Genomic DNA, 17,247 nt, shown 5'->3' with positions numbered 1-17,247 from the left:
CGCGGTCATCCCAACAGCGATAGCCTCATGTGATGGATCCGGAAATCCGCCATCTGCGGGCGATTTGCGCGATCGCCGAGGCGGGCAGCGTGACCAGGGCCGCCGCGCTGCTCGGGATCTCCCAGCCGGCCCTGACCGGGCTCCTGCAACGCTTCGAGCGGTCGCTCGGCGGCACGCTGTTCGAGCGCGGCCGAACCGGCGTCCGGCCTACCGCCCTGGGAGAACGCGCCCTGCAGCGAGCCCGGCTAGTGCTGGCCGAGCTCGACTCGTTCGCCGGCGATCTCACCCTGGCAGCCGGTACGACGCCGATGCTGCTGCGAATGGGATCGGCGCACATGGAATGCGTCGGCACCATGGTGGAGCGGGTCCAGGCTGCGCTGTCACCCGTCGAGCTCACCGTCCAGATCGACCCGTCCGCGATCAGCCTCGCGCAGGGGCTGACCCACCATCGGACCGACTTCGCGGTGATCGGCATGAACGACGACAGCGACGTACCGCTGGCGCCTGATGTCGCCCAACGCACCGTGCTGCCCCGGCTGCCGTTCTTCATCGCGCTCTCGGCCGACCACCCGCTCGCCGACCGCGAGGAGATCAACCTCGCCGACCTCGCGGACGAAGCCTGGATCAGCCCGCCCGGCGCCGACGACGGCTCACTGGCCGCACTCCGTACTGCGTGCCGCCGCGCCGGGTTCAGCCCGAAGGTCCGCTACGAGGCGCCCAGCGGCGGCGGCCGCCAACTCGTCCAGACCGGCCGCGCCGTACAGCTGGTCGAACCCACCTCGATGGGAGCCGAAGGGCTGGCGATCCGCCGCCTGATCGGCGATCCGCTTTGCGGCCGCCTGGTCCTGGCCTGGTGTCGCAGCCGAGTCACCGCCGACCAACTGGAGGCCATCTACCTGGCCGTCGCCGGCGCCTACACCGACCACGCGCTCCGCAGTACGACGTACGCTCCCTGGTGGGCAGCGCACCCCGAAGTCCACCCGCGCACGACCTGAGGTGCGCCGCGGCTAAGCGTGGTTGGCAGCAGCCAGCAACTGCACGATGCGCCGCCGGGCGGCCTTCGGATGCAGCGGCTCGCAGCCGGCGTCGACACACCGCTTCACCACCCGCGGATCGTCCTTCAGCAACAGCAATCCGCGCCGCAACAACGTGAACGGCGGCTTCCGGCGCTCCCGCAGATCCCGCTGGAACCGCCGGACGAACGTCACCACCCGATGATGCCGAACACAGATCCCGGCCGCCAGCAATCCCCGCTCCCGCAGGGCTCCCACGATCTGGTCAGCAAAGATGCCCTCGGCAACCACCAACGGCGCCCCACCGGTCTCCACTGGCCGATGCCCCACCGTCCCGTCCGCCGAAATGCTGTAGATCGGCATCTCCGCGGCCCCGGTAGCGCACAAAACCTCCAGGGCTGCCACCGCCCGCTCTCCGTCCCAGGACCCCGGATCGTCCCAGTCGACGATCCCGAGCGGCGACCGAGGCATCGCCTCGTCGTCCCCGTCCCGGTAGAAGTCGTCGAGCCGCACCACCGGCAACCCCACACCCTCCGCCAACCGCGACTTCCCAGCCCCCGAAGGCCCCGCCAGCAACACCACCCGAGCACTCACCCGCCGCATTCTTCCTTATCGAACGGCGGTCAGCCGACGCAACTACAGGCGGAGAGCCTCGATCAACACCGCGCGCTGGCTGGCGAACCACGCGTTCGTGCGCTCGGTGAGGGTCGATTCCCCGGTGACCCATCGCTGGTGGAACCACGGGTGGCCGGACTCCGCGCCGCGGCGGACGTAGTCCATGCACCAGATGTGGTTGGCGGCGGCCGCATCGACCAGGCGGTGGCGGTCGGGGAGTGACAAGCGGTAGGCGTCGGCGAAGAGGCGGAGGCGGGTGAGCGACTCGCCCTGGCGGGGGTCGTCGATGTCGGCGTCGGGGCGCAGCGGAGCCCACAGGCGGACGGCGGCCGCGACGTCCCAGAGCGCGGAGCCGGGGCCGGCGAGGTCGAAGTCGATCAGGGCGACGGCCACTCCGTCGCGGAAGACGATGTTGTCGAGGTTCGGGTCGTTGTGGCCGACCAGCCCGACGTCGTACTCCGTGGGCACATGCTCGGCCCATGGGTAGCCGGAAGGGTCGAAGCCCAGCACCGCCTCGTGGTAGCGCCGCAGCAGGTGAGCGACGCTCTCGAGTGCCACTGAGGTCATCGACCATGCGGGGTACGGCGCCTGCACGGTCTCGCCGGGGACGTAGGTCAGCACCTCACGGCCTTGGGCATCCACTCCCAGAAAAGCTGGTGAGGCGTCGAAGCCGACCTCCTGGAGATGGTCGAGCAACGCGTGCACGGCAGGGCTGCTCGGCCGGAGCGGGCGGCGTACGGTCTGGCCGACCCGAACCACCAAGCCCCGGTTGGCGGTGCCGCCGAGCAGGCGGGTCTCGACCTCAGGCATCACGGCACAGTCTGGCGGCTGGACCTCGATCCGGCCAGTGCGGCCTGCTCACCCCGCCAACCCATCACTTCGGATGCTCAGATGAGCAACGATCCGCTCTACTGTTGCCCGAACTCTTGACAGGCTCACCCACATTCGGTTCACTCAACGATGAGCAGCCCCCTGCTCATATGAGCGAGTACCGCCGATCGCGAAGGAGCAGCCCGTGCTGGAACAGCGCAAACGCATCGGAGGTGTGGTGATCGCACTCCTGCTGGTGAGCGGAGTGAGCAGCTGCGCCGGGTGGGGCGGTGGTGGCGGCGGAGGCGGTGGCGCCGACAGCATCAACGTGCTGATGGTGAACAACCCGCAGATGGTCGACCTGCAGAAGCTGACCGCGGAGAACTTCACCAAGCAGACCGGGATCAAGGTCAACTACACGGTGCTGCCGGAGAACGACGTCCGGGACAAGATCAGCCAGGAGTTCTCCAGCCAGGCCGGCCAGTACGACGTCGCCTCGCTGAGCAACTTCGAGATCCCGATCTACGCCAAGAGCAAGTGGATCGCGCCGCTGTCGGACTTCATCGCCAAGGACTCGACCTTCAACCAGGACGACATCCTGAAGTCGATGACCGAGTCGCTGTCCGGTGAGGACGGCAAGGTGTACGGCGAACCGTTCTACGGCGAGTCGTCGTTCCTGATGTACCGCAAGGACATTCTGCAGTCCAAGGGCGTCGAGATGCCGGCCAAGCCGACCTGGCAGCAGGTCGCCGAGATCGCCGCCAAGGTCGACAACGCCCAGCCCGGTATGCGCGGCATCTGCCTGCGCGGCCAACCCGGTTGGGGTCAGCTGTTCGCGCCGCTGACGACGGTGGTGAACACCTTCGGCGGCACCTGGTTCACCGAGGACTGGCAGGCCAAGGTCAACTCGCCCGAGTTCACCGAGGCGACCAAGTTCTACGTCGACTTGGTCCGCAACCACGGCGAGCTCGGCGCACCGCAGGCCGGCTTCACCGAGTGCCTCAACAACCTTGTCCAGGGCAACGTCGCGATGTGGTACGACGCCACCTCGGCCGCGGGTTCGCTGGAAGCGCCGAACTCACCCGTCAAGGGCAAGATGGGCTACGCCCCCGCGCCGGTCGTCAAGACCGACAGCTCCGGCTGGCTGTACGCCTGGTCGTGGAGCATCCAGGAGGCGAGCAAGAAGAAGGACAACGCCTGGAAGTTCATCTCCTGGGCCTCCAGCAAGCAGTACGAGGAGCTGGTCGGCAAGGAGCTCGGCTGGTCCCGCGTCCCGGCCGGCAAGCGCGCCTCGACGTACGAGAACCCGGAGTACCGCAAGGAGGCGTCGGCGTTCGCGGACCCGACCAAGCAGGCCATCGAGGCCGCCGACCCGCGCAACCCCGGCGTCCAGCCGCGGCCGGCGATCGGCATCCAGTTCGTCGACATCCCCGAGTTCCCCGATCTCGGCACCCAGGTCAGCCAGGACGTCAGCTCGGCGATCGCCGGCCGGATGAGCGTCGACGAAGCACTGAAACGCGGGCAGGAACTGGCCGACGACGTGGCCGAGCGCTATCGCGCCAGAGAAGCGAAGTGAGGGCTGACATGACTGTCGACACCGAGGTTCGACCGGGCCGTCGCGCCGCCGAACCGCCGAAGAAGCCGGGCACCCTGCTGCGCAGCACCGGTGACTGGGCCCGGCGGGCGCCGCTGCTGCCCGCGCTGGTCTTCATGATCGTCGTGACCCAGCTGCCGTTCGTGGTCACGATCATCACCTCCTTCATGGACTGGAACGCCTACTACCCCGACGAGCGCGGGTTCGCCGGGATCGACAACTTCCGCCGGGTGCTGACCGACGCGAACACCCGGCAGGCGATCTGGGTGACCATCCTGCTGACCGCGGGTGTGGTGCTGATCAGCCTGCTGCTGGGGCTCGGCATCGCGTTGCTGCTGGACCGGAAGTTCCGCGGCCGCGGCGCGGTCCGGACGATGATGATCACGCCGTTCCTGGTGGTACCGGTGGCGGCCGCGCTGCTGTGGAAGCACGCGCTCTACAACCCGGAGTACGGGCTCTTCAACGGGGTGCTGACCTGGATCTTCGGCGACGACGCGCCGCAGCCCGACTGGATCAGCAACCAGCCGCTGTGGTCGGTGATCTTCGCGCTGGTCTGGCAGTGGACGCCGTTCATGATGCTGATCATCCTGGCCGGCCTGCAGAGCCGCCCGCTGGACGTGATCGAGGCAGCCGGGATCGACGGCGCCAGCCAGTGGGACATCTTCCGCTACATGACGCTGCCGCACCTGCGCCAGTACCTCGAACTGAGCGCGCTGCTCGGCTCGATCTACGTCGTGCAGAACTTCGACGCCGTCTTCACCATCACCTCCGGCGGCCTCGGTACGGCGAACCTGCCGTACTCGATCTACCAGACCTTCTACACCGCCCACGACTACGGCCGGGCCTCGGCCGCCGGCGTCATCGTCGTGATCGGCACCATCGCGATCGCGACCTTCGCGCTCCGTTCGGTGTCCACCCTGTTCAAGGAGGAGGGCCGATGAGCGCCCATGCGACGATCGTGACCGGTAAGAAGAACCGTGGCGGTGGCTGGGCGTTGTCCGGGCTCGCCTGGGTGGTCGGCGTGCTGTTCGTACTGCCGGTGCTGTGGATGGCACTCACCTCGTTCCACGCCGAGGAGGACGCGGCGAAGAACCCGCCGGACCTGGCGGCGCCGCTGACCCTGGACGGCTTCCGGTCGTTCTTCGACACCGGACCCTGGCCGTCGATCGCGAACTCGCTGACCGCGAGCATTCTGTCGACCCTCTTCGTGATCCTGCTGGCGTTCCCGGCGGCGTACGCGCTGTCGATCAAGCCGGTGAAGAAGTGGACCGACGTGATGTTCTTCTTCCTCTCCACCAAGATGCTGCCGGTGGTGGCCGGACTGCTGCCGATCTACCTGTTCGCGCAGTTCTCCGGGCTGCTGGACAACATCTGGCTGCTGATCGTGCTCTACACCTCGATGAACCTGCCGATCGCGGTCTGGATGCTGCGCAGCTTCCTGGCCGAGGTGCCGGTCGAGATCCTCGAGGCCGCGCAGGTGGACGGCGCCGGTCTGCTCCGGACGCTGCGTTCGGTGGTCGCGCCGGTGGTGATGCCGGGCATCGCGTCCGCCTCGCTGATCTGCTTCATCTTCAGCTGGAACGAACTGCTCTTCGCCCGGGTGCTGACAGGTACCGTGGCGCAGACCGCGCCGGTGTTCCTGACCGGCTTCGTCACCAGCCAGGGCCTGTTCCTCGCGAAGGTCTGCGCCGCGTCCCTGGTGGTGTCGCTGCCCGTGCTGATCGCCGGCTTCGCGGCTCAGGACAAGCTCGTCCAGGGCCTGTCGCTCGGGGCGGTCAAGTGACGGAGGGCAACGTGCAGCAGCTGAACTCGGCCAATCTGGGATCACTCGGCGAGCAGGTCGGCGTACCGGCGTACGACCGTACTGCGATCCGCCCGGGCATCGTGCACTTCGGGGTGGGCGGCTTCCACCGCGCCCACCAGGCGATGTACCTCGACCAGCTGATGAACGACGGCAAGGCGCTCGACTGGGGCATCGTCGGCGTCGGCGTGCTGCCGCACGACAAGCACATGGCCGAGGTGCTGGCCGCGCAGGACCACCTGTACACGCTGGTGGTCAAGTCCGCGGACGGCACGCTGGAGCCGCGGGTGATCGGCTCGATCGTCGGTTACCTGTTCGCGCCGGACGACCCCGAGGCGGTGCTGGCCAGGCTGACCGATCCGGAGACCCGGATCGTGTCGCTGACCATCACCGAGGGCGGGTACCACGTCAACCAGGTGACCGGGGAGCTGGACGCGTCCGACCCCGGCCTGGCCGCGGATCTGGAGCCGGACGCGCTGCCGGGGAGCGCGTTCGGTTTCATCGTCGAGGCGCTGGCCCGGCGCCGGGCGGCTGGCGTCGCGCCGTTCACGGTGATGTCCTGCGACAACATCCCGGGCAACGGGCACGTGGCGCGCAAGATGCTGTCGGGGTTCGCCCGGCTGAAGGACCCGGAGCTGGCCGATTTCCTGGAGCGCGAGGTGCGGTTCCCGAACTGCATGGTCGACCGGATCACGCCGGTCACCGCGGACGCCGACCGCGAGGCGCTGGCGGAGCGGTTCGGCGTACAGGACGGCTGGCCGGTGGTGTGCGAGCCGTTCACCCAGTGGGTGCTGGAGGACGACTTCGGCGGTGACCGGCCGCCGTTCGAGGAGGTCGGGGTCCAGCTGGTCGAGGACGTCGAGCCGTACGAGCTGATGAAGCTGCGGCTGCTCAACGCGAGTCACCAAGCCCTTTGCTACTTGGGGTATCTGTCCGGTTATCGCTATGCGCACGAGGTCTGCCAGGACAAGCTGTTCGTCGACTTCCTGCTCGGCTACATGGACGACGAAGGGACGCCGACGTTGCCGCCGGTGCCGGGCGTCGACCTCACGCAGTACAAGCACCAGCTGATCGAGCGGTTCGCGAACCCCGAGGTGCGCGACACGCTCGCCCGGCTCTGCGCGGAGAGCTCGGACCGGATCCCGAAGTGGCTGGTCCCGGTCGTCCGGGAGCAGCTCGCGGCCGACCGCGGGATCGAGCACGCCGCCCTGGTGATCGCCTCCTGGGCCCGGTACGCCGAGGGTGTCGACGAGCAGGGCGAACCGATCGAGGTGGTGGACCGGTTGCGCGACAAACTGGTCGAGCGGGCCCAGCACAACCGCGACGAGCCGTTGCTGTTCGTGTCGGACCGGGATCTGTTCGGTGACCTCGTCGACGACGAGCGATTCGTGCAGGCCTACACCGCCGCATTGACCTCGCTGCACGAGCACGGGGCCCGCGCGACGCTGGAGGCGCGGGCCAGCTGACCAGTTAGCGGATGGGGCTCGCAGCAAGGGCTGCAAACCGTTACGGTGCCGGGGAATCACGGGAGAAGGATTGGTGGCGGGGCGAGCGTGAACAGCCGGGGACAGCTGCTCGGAGAGGGCGACGAGGAGGACGAACTGCTGGCCGAGGTGGCCCGTCGCTACTACCTCGACAACACCTCCAAGGTGGACATCGCCAAGCAGCTCGACCTGAGCCGGTTCAAGGTCGCCCGGCTGCTCGAGGACGCCCGCAGCCGGGGCATCGTGCAGATCCAGATCAAGAGCCCGAGCCCGATCGACCGGGGTCTGTCCGAGCAGCTCGCCAACGCTCTCGGCATCCCGCGCTGCGTCGCCACCCACACGTCCGGTTCGCCCGAGCAGGTCCGCGACCAGGTGGCCGAAGCGGCCGCCCGGACGGTCGCGCCACTGGTCCGCGACGGCGACCTGCTCGGCCTGACCTGGAGCCGGGCAGTGGACGCGATGGTCGATCACATCGACGCGCTGCCCGCTTGCACGGTGATCCAGATGGCCGGCTCGCTGCACTCACCCGCAGGCGGCGGCAGCACCATGGACCTTGCCCGGAGAGCAGCAGCACTCGCAGGCGGTACTGCGCACGCCGTCCACGCGCCGCTCGTAGTGGACGACATCGCTGCCGTCACCGCGCTCCGTCGGCAGCCCGGGATCGCCGACACCTTGGCGCTGGCCGACGGCCTGGACATCTCGGTGGTGGCGATCGGCGCTTGGCGCGCGGGCTGCTCGACCGTCTGGGATGCGGTGTCGGAAGACCTCCGGGCTGAGGGGGTTGCCGGCGGGGCAATCGCCGAGGTCAGCGGGCATCTTCTGGACCTGAGCGGCAGACTGGTCGAGTCTCCGTTGGAGCAGATGATCATCGCGGTCTCGGTCGACCAGTTGCGCCGTCCGGCGGAGCGGGTCGCGCTGGCCGCGGGGACCCATCGCGCCCCGGCGGTGATCGCCGCGGTCCGGGCCGGTCTGGTCAGCACCCTGGTGACGACCACCGATCTGGCCCGCGAAGTACTGCGGCATCTTGCTGTTTCTGAGAGGGAGTTAGATGACTGACCCGAGACTGGTCGCCGGCGTGGACTGCTCCACCCAGGCGACCAAGGTCGTCGTGTGCGACGCGAACACCGGCGAGGTACTGCGGGAAGGCCGCGCGCCGCACCCCGACGCCACCCAGGTCGACCCGGCCGAGTGGTGGAAGGCCTGGTCGATCGCCTCCGACGGTCTGCTCGACGGGGTCTCGGCCTTGTCGGTCGCGGGTCAGCAGCACGGCATGGTGCTGCTGGACGGCGCCGGCGCAGTGGTCCATCCGGCGGTGCTGTGGAACGACACCAGCTCCGCCGATGCGACTACTTCCCTGGTAGCCGAGTTGGGTGGACCGGAGGCCTGGGCCGCTGCGACTGGATCCGTACCGGTGCCGAGCTTCACCGTCACCAAGCTGCGCTGGGTCCAAGGCGCTGCTCCCGATGCGGCCGCGAGTGCTGAGGCTGTCGCGCTGCCGCACGACTGGCTCACTCACCAGCTCGCCGCCGACCGTTCCGGTATCGCCGATCTGACAACGGATCGCGGCGACGCCTCCGGTACGGGCTGGTGGTCCCCGACGACCAATGAGTACCGGCCTGACCTGGTCGAGCTCGCTTTCGGCCGCTCACTCCAACTGCCGCGCGTAGCCGGTCCTGCCGAGATCGTCGGCCAGACCGCGACCGGCATCTCGCTGGCCGCCGGCACGGGCGACAACATGGCAGCCGCGCTCGGCCTCGACCTGCAGCCGGGTGACGTCGCAGTCTCCCTCGGCACCAGCGGTACTGCGTTCGCCACCTCGACCGTCCCGACCACGGACCCGAGCGGCTTCGTCGCAGGCTTCGCGGACGCCACCGGCGGCTACCTGCCCTTGGTCTGCACGCTCAACGCAGCCCGAGTGCTGTCGGCAACAGCCCAACTCCTCGGCATGGACCTCGCCGAACTGGACGAGGCCGCCCTGACCTCACCAGGCAGCAACGGCCTCGTCATGCTCCCGTATCTCGACGGCGAGCGGACCCCCGACCTCCCGCACTCGACCGGCCTGATCTACGGCCTCACGCGCACCACGGCCCAGCCCGCCACGATGGCCCGCGCTGCCGTCGAAGGCATGCTCTGCGGCCTGGCTGACGCGGTAGACGCCCTCCGAGCCCAAAGCCTCCCGGTCCACCGAGTGCTGCTGCTCGGCGGCGCCGCCCGCTCCCGCGCAGTACAGGCGTTGGCTCCTGCTCTCCTGGGCGCCCCCGTCGTCCTGCCTGAGCCCGCCGAGTACGTCGCCCTGGGCGCCGCCCGCCAGGCAGCCTGGGCCGTCTCCGGCTCGGTGCCGACCTGGGAAGTCGCCATGAGCAAGCCGGAGCCGTCAGTCCTCTCCGACGAAGCAGCCGACCAGATCCGCACCCGCTACGCCGCAGTACTCAAGGGCACCCGCCCACTGCTTGCTGGTAGCTAACCCCGGAACCCTGCGCGGTGGTCGGTCTAAGGCCGTGGGCCCAGCGGGTCCTCTGCGGGCGGCGTGGGGGAGCTGCGGGTGGTGTTGGCGAGGGAGCGTTCGGGGAGCCAGAGGATGAAGGTCGAGCCGATGCCCACCTCGGAGTGCAGCGCGACCGAGCCACCGTGGGACTCGACGATCTGGCGGACGATGGCGAGGCCGAGGCCGGCTCGGCGTTGACTGGTCGACGGGCCGCTGGACGGGTCGTTGAGCGGGACTGTTGTCGGTGGCTGGCGTTGGCCGGAGCGGAAGAAGCGGTCGAAGACCCGGTCGGCGTCCTCGTCGGCGATCCCAGGCCCTTCGTCCCGTACGGCGATCCACGCCCACCCGTTGCGGCTGCCGACGGCCAGCACGAGTTCGCTGCCGCCGCGGGCGAGCCGCACCGCGTTGGAGAGCAGGTTGTCCACTGCCCGGCGCAGCGCCTGCGCATCCCCGGCCGCGATCGGCCCGGGCGACAGGCGGCGTACCAGACGGAGCTCGCGATCGGCGGCGAGCAGCGCATACTCCTCCGCCGCCTCGCCGGCGATCGCCGCCAGGTCGATGTCGGCATCCACGAACGCCGGTGACGACCGCCGAGCCGAGGCCAGCAGGTCCTCGACCAGGCGCGTCATCCGCTGGATCGCGCGCGACACGATCGCCGTCGCCTGTGCCCGATCCTCGGACGGTGTGTCGTCATGAGCCAGTACTGCGTCGACATTCGCCTGGATCACCGCCAGCGGATTACGCAGCTCGTGCGACGCGTCGTCGACGAGTTGCCGCTGCGCGACGAAGGCCGACTCGAGCCGCTCCAGCATGTCGTCGACCGTGTCCGCGAGACTGCGCAGCTCGTCCTGCGGCCCGTCCAGCGCGATCCGGCGGGACAGGTCGGTCGCCGAGATGTCCTGCGCGGTCGCGGTGATCCGGCGGACCGGCCGCAGCGCGCGACCCGACAACCACCAGCCGGTGCCGAGGCTGAAGACGAGCAGCACTCCCATCCCGGCCACCGAGTACGTCTTCATCGTCTCCAGTGTTTTGTAGTTCACCGCCGACTGGACACTGGTGATGTCAGCGGCCTGGATCGGCTCGCCGGGCTTGAACTTCAGATGGCCGTCCTTGTCGTAGTACGACTTCTTGACCGTGATCGGGTCCAGCGGCTGCGGATCGAGGTACGCCGACAGCGCGAAGTACAGGCCGCCGAGCACCAGCGCGGACAGGCCGATCAGGACCGCGGAGTAGGTCAGCGTCAGACGGAACCGGATCGTCTGCGTCCAGGGCGGGAGCTTCATTCCTCACCCCTGAGCCGGTAGCCGCGCCCGATCACCGTCTCCAGCAACGCTTCCTCGCCGTCCAGCGTGAGCTTGCGGCGCAGCGTGCCGACCGTCACCCGCACGCTCTGGGTGAACGGATCCGCGTTCTCGTCCCAGACGTGCTCGAGCAGCTCCTCGGCCGACACGACATGGCCGGGCCGCGACATGAGATAGCGCAGTACGCCGAACTCCTTCAGCGTCAGCGGCAACTCACGCCCGGCCCTGGTCGCCAGGTGCCGCGCGCTGTCCAGCACCAGCTCGCCGACGTGCAGCTGGGTGGTCCCGTTCGTCACGTCACGACGCAGCAGCGCGCGGATCCTGGCCAGCAGCTCGACCAGCGCGAACGGTTTGGTCAGGTAGTCGTCCGCGCCCTCGTCGAGCCCGCGGACCCGGTCGGCGAGCGAGGCGCGCGCGGTCAGCATCAGCACCCGCAACTCGCGCCCGGACGCCACCTCGATCTCGCCGCGACGGACCGCGCGGCACAGGTCGAGACCGCTGGTGTCCGGCAGCGTGATGTCGAGAATCGCCAGATCGTACGGCGTACTGGCGAGCTTCTCGACCGCCTCCGCGCCGGTCAGCGCCGCGTCCACGGCATAGCCGGCCCGGCCGAGTCCCGAGCGCAGCGCGCTGACCAGGCCTTCCTCGTCCTCCACCACCAGTAATCGCACCACTCCAAGGTAGCGGCGCGAGCCGCTGGAACGGGTCTGCGCTTTCGCCGGACTTTCGTTCTGCTTTCCGGTCGTTTTCGGGGTGGCCTGATGAATTGGTGGCCAGCATCGACAACCTGAAGGAGTCAGCATGAATCTCCCCGGTAAGCGTCTGCTGCTCGGTACTGCGATCGCGGTCGCCGCGCTCGGCGCCGGCGGTGTCGCGTATGCCGCCGGCAACGACCCGGCCCCCGAGCAGGGTTATGTGACGGTGGAAGAAGGGCCGTCGGCATCAGGTAAGGACTGCCCGGGGAAGAACGGGTCCGGCGGTCAGCAGGGCGGCGCGGAGCAAGGCGCTCAGCCCACCCAGCCGCAGAGTGAGCAGCAGCCCGACGTGGCGGGCAACGCATGACCGCAGTACTGGAGCGGGCTCTCTTCGAGGTGAAGCGGGTGGTCGTCGGCCAGGACCAGCTGGTCGAGCGGATGCTCGTCGGATTGCTTGCCCGCGGCCACTGTCTGCTGGAGGGCGTGCCCGGCGTCGCCAAGACGCTTGCGGTCAGGACGCTGGCCGAGGTGATCGGCGGCCGGTTCACCCGGCTGCAGTTCACCCCCGACCTGGTGCCCGGCGACATCGTCGGGACCCGGATCTGGCGGCCGTCGGCGGAGGGGTTCGACACCGAGCTCGGTCCGATCTTCGCCAACCTGGTGCTCGCCGACGAGATCAACCGCGCCCCGGCCAAGGTGCAGTCGGCGTTGCTGGAGGCAATGGCCGAGAACCAGGTCAGCATCGGCGGCGTCAGCTACCCGCTGCCGGAGCCGTTCCTGGTGCTCGCCACCCAGAACCCGATCGAGTCCGAGGGCGTCTACGCGCTGCCCGAGGCGCAGCGCGACCGGTTCCTGCTGAAGATCACCGTCGACTACCCGACCCCGTTGGAGGAGCTCACGATCCTGCAGCGGATGAGCTCGCACCGGCCGCACGCGAACGGGGTGCTGACCCCGCAGATGGTGAGTGAGTTACAGGAGGCAACGGAAGACGTCTTCGTGCACAACGCCGTCGCGGAGTACGTGGTCCGGTTGGTGCACGCGACCCGTCAACCGCAGCAGTACGGGATCGATGATCTGGCCGGCGTGCTGGAGTTCGGGGTGAGCCCGCGGGCGACCTTGGGTCTGGTCGCGGCCGGCCGCGCGCTCGCCTTGCTGCGTGGTCGCGACTACGTGCTGCCTGCTGACGTGTACGACGTGGCGCATGACGTGATGGCGCATCGGTTGGTGCTGACCTTCGACGCGCTGGCCGACGGGGTCGACCCGCGGGCCGTGGTGTCGCGAGTGCTGCACGCGATCGAGCAGCCGCACGTCGTACCGGCTGATCAGGCGCAGGGGTCCGCGGCATGACAGGTCCCGACCTGCTGGCCGGGCGGGAACGCGCGCTCCGCTCGCTGGAGCTCTCGGTGAAACGGAAGCTGGAAGGCTTCCTGCACGGCGAGATCACCGGCCTGCGGAGCGGCCCGGGCAGCGAACCGAACGAAGCAAGGCCTTACCAGGCAGGCCAGGACGACGTCCGCCGAATGGACTGGAACGTCACCGCCCGCTCGCTCGAACCCCACGTCCGGGCGCCCCTCGCCGAGCGTGAACTGGAGACCTGGGCCCTGGTCGACGCCTCCGCCAGCATGGACTTCGGTACTGCGCTGTCGGAGAAGCGCGATCTCGCCGTCGCCATCGTCGGCGCGGTCGCCCTGCTGGCCGACCGCCCCGGCAACCGCCTTGGCGTCCGCGTTGCTGTTGGCAACGAAATCCGGCGGATCCCGGCGGTCAGCGGTAACGCCGCGCTCCGTCGTACCCTCCGCGCTCTGCTGTCGTTGCCAAGAGCAACGCCGGGCGAGCATCCCGCAACAGACCTGGCCCACGCGATCACCCGCCTCAACCGCGAACACCCACGCCCAGGCCTGCGAGTCGTCATCTCGGATTTCCACACCGCGCCGAGCACCGGCTGGGCCGACCAACTGCGACGCCTCGGCGCCCGGCACGAGCTCATCGCCGTCGAAGTCCTCGACCCCCGCGAACTGGAGCTCCCCGAGGTCGGCCTGCTCACCCTCGTAGACCCCGAGACCGGCCGCACCCGCGAAGTACAGACCAGCAGCAAACGCCTCCGCGCCAGATATGCCACCGCGATGCGCGAGCACCGCGAGCAAACCACCCAAGCGATTCGCGCCGCCGGCGCCGCCCACCTCGTCCTGCGGACCGACACCGACTGGGTCCGCGACGTCGCCGCCTTCGCCACCGCCCGCAAACGCGCCGCCACCCGACGCGCCCCGCGAGGAAGGACCGGTACCCGATGAAATTCGAGCAACCCCTGTGGCTCTGGCTGCTGCTGATCGTCGCGGCGCTGGTCGTGGCCTACGTCTTCGCTCAGCGCCGCCGCAGCAAGTACGCCGTCCGGTTCGCGACCCTGCCGATGCTGGAGAAGGTCGCCCCGAAGAGCCCCGGCTGGCGTCGCCATGCGCCTGCCTTCGCCTTCCTGGCCGCCCTCACCGTGCTGACGATCGCGATCGCCCGCCCGGTCACCGACGTCCGGGTACCGCGTGAGCGCGCCACCGTCGTGGTCGCGATGGACATCTCCAACTCGATGGCCGCCACCGACGTCGAGCCGAACCGGTTCGAGGTCGCCAAGAGCGCCGCCACCGAGTTCGTCAACAGCCTGCCGGAGCAGTTCAACGTCGGCCTGGTCTCCTTCGCCCGTACTGCGAATGTCGTCGCGCCGCCGAGCACCAACCACCAGGCCACCGTCGACGCGATCAGCCGGCTCACCCTGACCGACAGCACCGCGATCGGCGAGGCGGTCCTGACCAGCCTGGCCGCGGTGCAGAACCTGGACGCCGACGCGGCCACCGACCCGCCGCCGACCCGGATCGTGCTGCTGTCCGACGGCGGCAACACCGCGGGCCGCCCGATCGACGAAGCCGCGCAGGCCGCGACGGAGGCCGGCGTACCGGTCTCGACCATCGCTTACGGCACGGCGCAGGGCACGGTGACGATCGAAGGCCGGAGCATTCCGGTCCCCGCCGACGCCGACTCCCTGCGGGGACTGGCCGACGCGACCAACGGTTCCTTCTACGCCGCGGAGAGCGACGAGGAACTGCGTTCGGTCTACTCCGATCTCCAGTCGTCGATCGGCTGGACCACCGAGGAACGCGAGATCACCAACCTGGTGGCGGGAATCGCCCTGGCCGTCGCACTGCTGGCCGGCCTGGCGTCGCTGCTCTGGTTCTCGCGGCTGCCCTAAGGAGCCTTCAAGTGAGCCCTCATCTCGGTCACCCCTTCCGCGGGCCGCACTACCAGCCCGGCCCACCACCCACCGCGCCGCCCGCACCCAGCGGCCCGCCGCAAGGCGACCCGTTCACCGTCACCCCGGCCACCGCCTGGTCGGCTCCCCCCTCTCCGGCCGAGGTACCACCGGCCGGGGTGACGGCCTCACCCCCAGTACGCCGTACCGGCCGGATCCTCGCCACGGGGATCGCACTGTCCGTGCTGGCCGGCGGCCTCGCCGGCGCGGTCACGGGCAACTGGGGCGACTCGCCGTCCTCGGTGAGCGCGCCGGTCGAGTTGCCTCAGGCCCCGGCTCCGTCGGCCGGTGCCGAGCAAGGCTCGATCGCGGCCGCCGCGGCGAGTGTGTTGCCCGGCGTGGTGTCGGTCCGGGCCGGCCGGGCGACCGGCTCCGGGTTCGCGATCGACCAGCAGGGGCACGTGGTCACCAACGCACACGTGGTGGAAGGAGCGAGCAATGTGTCACTGGTCCTGTCCAACGGGCGGTCCGTTGCCGCCAGCATCGTCGGGGTCGACGCGGACAACGACCTCGCTGTCCTTCAGGTCAGCGGCAATGTCGAGGGACTGCGTGCGCTCACGCTCGGCCGGTCCTCGCAGCTCCACGTGGGCGACCCGGTCCTGGCGGTCGGCTCCCCGCTCGGCCTGGAGGGAACGGTGACGGCGGGCATCGTCAGCGCCGTCGACCGGCAGGCCCGGTTCGGCGACAACGGCAACCGCCAGACCGCGATCCAGACCGACGCCGCCATCAACCCCGGCAACTCCGGCGGCCCACTGGTGAACGCGGCCGGTCAGGTGGTCGGCGTCAACACCGCGATCGCCACCCTCGGCTCGTCGTCGCGCTCCGGCAGCATCGGCATCGGCTTCGCGATCCCGGTCGACCGGATGACGACGATCGTCAAAGGCATCATCAACTGACGGCGTCACCCAGCCGGCGCGAGATCGGCGCCGGGCTGAAGTCCTCACCGTCCTGGTGCCGGAGCACCCACTCGTCCAGATCCGCCGCCGCTTCTTCCGGTGCCTCCGGCAACAACCAGCTGACCGGTTGTGCAGTCGTCTGCTGACATGTGAAGGCATGCACAGTCGCGGCATACCGCTCAGCGGCAGCCAGTACTTCGTGCGCTCGCGCCAGCAGCTCCTCGGGATCGCCCTCGATCGTCACAGCCGTTCGCGCGGCCTCGGCCAGCTGGCACGCTTCCCAGGCGATCGTCAGCCGGGCCAGCGAGTCGGCGGTGATCATGAGGTGACCACGAAATAGCCGACCGTCATCGCGGCCGCCGACGTCACCACGATCGCGCGGAGTACGGAGGTGGAAAGCCTGCGGCCGATCGAGGCGCCGCCGTACCCGCCGATGATCGCGCCGGTGAGCATCACCAGCAGCTTCGGCCACTCGGTCAGGACGTCCGAGGCGACCAGGAAGACGGCGCCGGCGGTGATGTAGATGGCCGCCATCTGGGCCTGCCGCAGCGGGTTGAGCCGGCCCGGGTCGACACTCGCGGCGACGCTCCAGAACGCGACCATCATCAGCCCGGAGGCGCCGCCGAAATACCCGCCGTAGAGGGAGAGCAGCAGTTGGCCGGCCAGGATCGTCGGCCGGGCGGCGATCCGCGTTTTGAGGGATTTGGCGATCCGGCGGCCGAAGGCGAGCACGAAGGTGGCGAAGGCGAGCAGCCACGGCACCACCGCGTCGAACGACTCGGACGGCAACAGCAGCAACAGGACCGCACCCAGCGCGCCGCCGAGGACGCTGGTCCAGGTCAGCACTGGGATCGACGTGTTCGGCAGCGGCCGGAGATCGCGGCGATAGACCCAGAGGCTGGCCAGCCCGCCCGGCAGCAGGGCGACCGTCGTCGCGGCGTTGGCGGTGACCGCGGTGACGCCGACCGCCACCAGCGCGGGGAACGCGACGAAGCTGCCACCCCCTCCGACGGAGTTGAGCGCACCGGCCGCGATCCCCGCGAGCAGGACGATCAGCAGCGTGGTCACTCCTAGTGTCCCGTCAGCGAAGTAGCTTGACGCTGGAGGCGCCCAGGCACGCACCTCGCGGCACTTGACGAGCATCCACGATGCTCCGCATCGAGGACGCTCCTCAAGCACCACGATGCACGCACCTGGACACCTCCATCGTTCAAGCTACTTCGCTGACGGGACACTTAGAGCATCCGGGAGCCGGGTA

18 protein-coding genes are annotated in these 17,247 nt (G+C 69.4%); 12 read left to right on the top strand and 6 right to left on the bottom strand.

Annotated elements, in window-relative coordinates; all coding sequences use genetic code 11:
• The first annotated feature begins 32 nt into the window (after nucleotides 1–32).
• Nucleotides 33–995, top strand: coding sequence for a LysR family transcriptional regulator (locus AB0P21_RS13505; RefSeq protein WP_363696396.1), 963 nt, complete (start codon nucleotides 33–35; stop codon nucleotides 993–995).
• 12 nt (nucleotides 996–1,007) lie between these two features.
• On the opposite strand, the gene AB0P21_RS13500 is transcribed toward AB0P21_RS13505, so the two are convergent.
• Both AB0P21_RS13500 and AB0P21_RS13495 read right to left on the bottom strand, forming a co-directional pair.
• On the bottom strand, nucleotides 1,008–1,607 hold the full coding sequence (locus tag AB0P21_RS13500; RefSeq protein ID WP_363696394.1) for an ATP-binding protein: 600 nt from the start codon (nucleotides 1,605–1,607) through the stop codon (nucleotides 1,008–1,010).
• 42 nt (nucleotides 1,608–1,649) lie between these two features.
• On the bottom strand, nucleotides 1,650–2,438 hold the full coding sequence (locus AB0P21_RS13495) for a phosphotransferase (protein ID WP_363696392.1): 789 nt from the start codon (nucleotides 2,436–2,438) through the stop codon (nucleotides 1,650–1,652).
• 205 nt (nucleotides 2,439–2,643) lie between these two features.
• Between AB0P21_RS13495 and AB0P21_RS13490 the strand changes: the two genes are divergently transcribed.
• From AB0P21_RS13490 to xylB, 6 genes are all read left to right on the top strand, one after another.
• Nucleotides 2,644–4,014 (top strand): sugar ABC transporter substrate-binding protein, encoded by a 1,371-nt coding sequence (locus AB0P21_RS13490; protein ID WP_363696391.1) that lies wholly within the window; start codon nucleotides 2,644–2,646, stop codon nucleotides 4,012–4,014.
• An 8-nt stretch (nucleotides 4,015–4,022) separates the two neighbouring features.
• A complete protein-coding gene (locus tag AB0P21_RS13485) occupies nucleotides 4,023–4,973 on the top strand; it encodes a sugar ABC transporter permease (RefSeq protein WP_363696389.1) in 951 nt (316 codons plus the stop codon).
• A complete protein-coding gene (locus AB0P21_RS13480) occupies nucleotides 4,970–5,815 on the top strand; it encodes a carbohydrate ABC transporter permease (RefSeq protein ID WP_363696387.1) in 846 nt (281 codons plus the stop codon). Before AB0P21_RS13485 ends, AB0P21_RS13480 begins: the two co-directional genes overlap by 4 nt.
• Nucleotides 5,812–7,299: a mannitol dehydrogenase family protein gene (locus AB0P21_RS13475; protein ID WP_363696385.1), complete on the top strand. Its 1,488-nt coding sequence runs from the start codon at nucleotides 5,812–5,814 to the stop codon at nucleotides 7,297–7,299. Before AB0P21_RS13480 ends, AB0P21_RS13475 begins: the two co-directional genes overlap by 4 nt.
• Before the next feature lie 87 nt (nucleotides 7,300–7,386).
• Complete coding sequence (locus AB0P21_RS13470; RefSeq protein WP_363696383.1) at nucleotides 7,387–8,373, top strand: sugar-binding domain-containing protein; 987 nt, start codon at nucleotides 7,387–7,389, stop codon at nucleotides 8,371–8,373.
• Complete coding sequence (gene xylB / locus AB0P21_RS13465; protein ID WP_363696381.1) at nucleotides 8,366–9,781, top strand: xylulokinase; 1,416 nt, start codon at nucleotides 8,366–8,368, stop codon at nucleotides 9,779–9,781. Before AB0P21_RS13470 ends, xylB begins: the two co-directional genes overlap by 8 nt.
• A gap of 26 nt (nucleotides 9,782–9,807) precedes the next feature.
• On the opposite strand, the gene AB0P21_RS13460 is transcribed toward xylB, so the two are convergent.
• Nucleotides 9,808–11,085, bottom strand: a complete 1,278-nt coding sequence (locus AB0P21_RS13460; protein ID WP_363696379.1) for a HAMP domain-containing sensor histidine kinase — start codon at nucleotides 11,083–11,085, stop codon at nucleotides 9,808–9,810.
• On the bottom strand, nucleotides 11,082–11,774 hold the full coding sequence (locus tag AB0P21_RS13455) for a response regulator transcription factor (RefSeq protein WP_363696376.1): 693 nt from the start codon (nucleotides 11,772–11,774) through the stop codon (nucleotides 11,082–11,084). Before AB0P21_RS13455 ends, AB0P21_RS13460 begins: the two co-directional genes overlap by 4 nt.
• A gap of 130 nt (nucleotides 11,775–11,904) precedes the next feature.
• On the opposite strand from AB0P21_RS13455, the gene AB0P21_RS13450 reads away from it, so the two are divergent.
• From AB0P21_RS13450 to AB0P21_RS13430, 5 genes are read left to right on the top strand one after another with little or no spacing between them, the layout of a single operon-like run.
• Nucleotides 11,905–12,165: a hypothetical protein gene (locus AB0P21_RS13450; RefSeq protein WP_363696374.1), complete on the top strand. Its 261-nt coding sequence runs from the start codon at nucleotides 11,905–11,907 to the stop codon at nucleotides 12,163–12,165.
• Nucleotides 12,162–13,145 (top strand): MoxR family ATPase, encoded by a 984-nt coding sequence (locus AB0P21_RS13445; RefSeq protein ID WP_363696372.1) that lies wholly within the window; start codon nucleotides 12,162–12,164, stop codon nucleotides 13,143–13,145. The genes AB0P21_RS13450 and AB0P21_RS13445 overlap by 4 nt, the downstream gene beginning before the upstream one ends.
• Nucleotides 13,142–14,089 carry a DUF58 domain-containing protein gene (locus tag AB0P21_RS13440; protein WP_363696371.1) on the top strand — a complete coding sequence of 316 codons (948 nt, stop codon included), beginning with the start codon at nucleotides 13,142–13,144 and terminating at the stop codon, nucleotides 14,087–14,089. The genes AB0P21_RS13445 and AB0P21_RS13440 overlap by 4 nt, the downstream gene beginning before the upstream one ends.
• Entirely contained in the window at nucleotides 14,086–15,033 is a 948-nt protein-coding gene (locus AB0P21_RS13435) for a VWA domain-containing protein (protein ID WP_363696369.1), read from the top strand. Before AB0P21_RS13440 ends, AB0P21_RS13435 begins: the two co-directional genes overlap by 4 nt.
• An 11-nt stretch (nucleotides 15,034–15,044) precedes the next feature.
• Nucleotides 15,045–15,989: a trypsin-like peptidase domain-containing protein gene (locus tag AB0P21_RS13430; protein ID WP_363696367.1), complete on the top strand. Its 945-nt coding sequence runs from the start codon at nucleotides 15,045–15,047 to the stop codon at nucleotides 15,987–15,989.
• Here AB0P21_RS13430 and AB0P21_RS13425 read toward each other — a convergent pair.
• Both AB0P21_RS13425 and AB0P21_RS13420 read right to left on the bottom strand, forming a co-directional pair.
• Nucleotides 15,982–16,311, bottom strand: coding sequence for a hypothetical protein (locus AB0P21_RS13425; protein WP_363696365.1), 330 nt, complete (start codon nucleotides 16,309–16,311; stop codon nucleotides 15,982–15,984). The two genes, AB0P21_RS13430 and AB0P21_RS13425, sit on opposite strands and share 8 nt — an antisense overlap.
• A complete protein-coding gene (locus AB0P21_RS13420; protein WP_363696363.1) occupies nucleotides 16,308–17,057 on the bottom strand; it encodes a sulfite exporter TauE/SafE family protein in 750 nt (249 codons plus the stop codon). Before AB0P21_RS13420 ends, AB0P21_RS13425 begins: the two co-directional genes overlap by 4 nt.
• Nucleotides 17,058–17,247 lie beyond the last annotated feature (190 nt).

It is taken from the genome of Kribbella sp. NPDC056861 (assembly GCF_040687575.1).
Classification (GTDB): Bacteria; Actinomycetota; Actinomycetes; order Propionibacteriales; family Kribbellaceae; genus Kribbella.
The sequence above is the reverse complement of the archived record's forward strand: the minus strand, read 5'-3'. Positions and strand labels throughout refer to the sequence as shown.

Coding starts and splice junctions, on each gene's coding strand:
- AB0P21_RS13445 (WP_363696372.1), top strand. CDS start 12,162: ATGACCGCAGTACTGGAGCGGGCTCTCTTCGAGGTGAAGCGGGTGGTC.
- AB0P21_RS13480 (WP_363696387.1), top strand. CDS start 4,970: ATGAGCGCCCATGCGACGATCGTGACCGGTAAGAAGAACCGTGGCGGT.
- AB0P21_RS13495 (WP_363696392.1), bottom strand. CDS start 2,438: ATGCCTGAGGTCGAGACCCGCCTGCTCGGCGGCACCGCCAACCGGGGC.
- AB0P21_RS13435 (WP_363696369.1), top strand. CDS start 14,086: ATGAAATTCGAGCAACCCCTGTGGCTCTGGCTGCTGCTGATCGTCGCG.
- AB0P21_RS13460 (WP_363696379.1), bottom strand. CDS start 11,085: ATGAAGCTCCCGCCCTGGACGCAGACGATCCGGTTCCGTCTGACGCTG.
- AB0P21_RS13485 (WP_363696389.1), top strand. CDS start 4,023: ATGACTGTCGACACCGAGGTTCGACCGGGCCGTCGCGCCGCCGAACCG.
- AB0P21_RS13505 (WP_363696396.1), top strand. CDS start 33: ATGGATCCGGAAATCCGCCATCTGCGGGCGATTTGCGCGATCGCCGAG.
- AB0P21_RS13450 (WP_363696374.1), top strand. CDS start 11,905: ATGAATCTCCCCGGTAAGCGTCTGCTGCTCGGTACTGCGATCGCGGTC.
- AB0P21_RS13425 (WP_363696365.1), bottom strand. CDS start 16,311: ATGATCACCGCCGACTCGCTGGCCCGGCTGACGATCGCCTGGGAAGCG.
- xylB (WP_363696381.1), top strand. CDS start 8,366: ATGACTGACCCGAGACTGGTCGCCGGCGTGGACTGCTCCACCCAGGCG.
- AB0P21_RS13440 (WP_363696371.1), top strand. CDS start 13,142: ATGACAGGTCCCGACCTGCTGGCCGGGCGGGAACGCGCGCTCCGCTCG.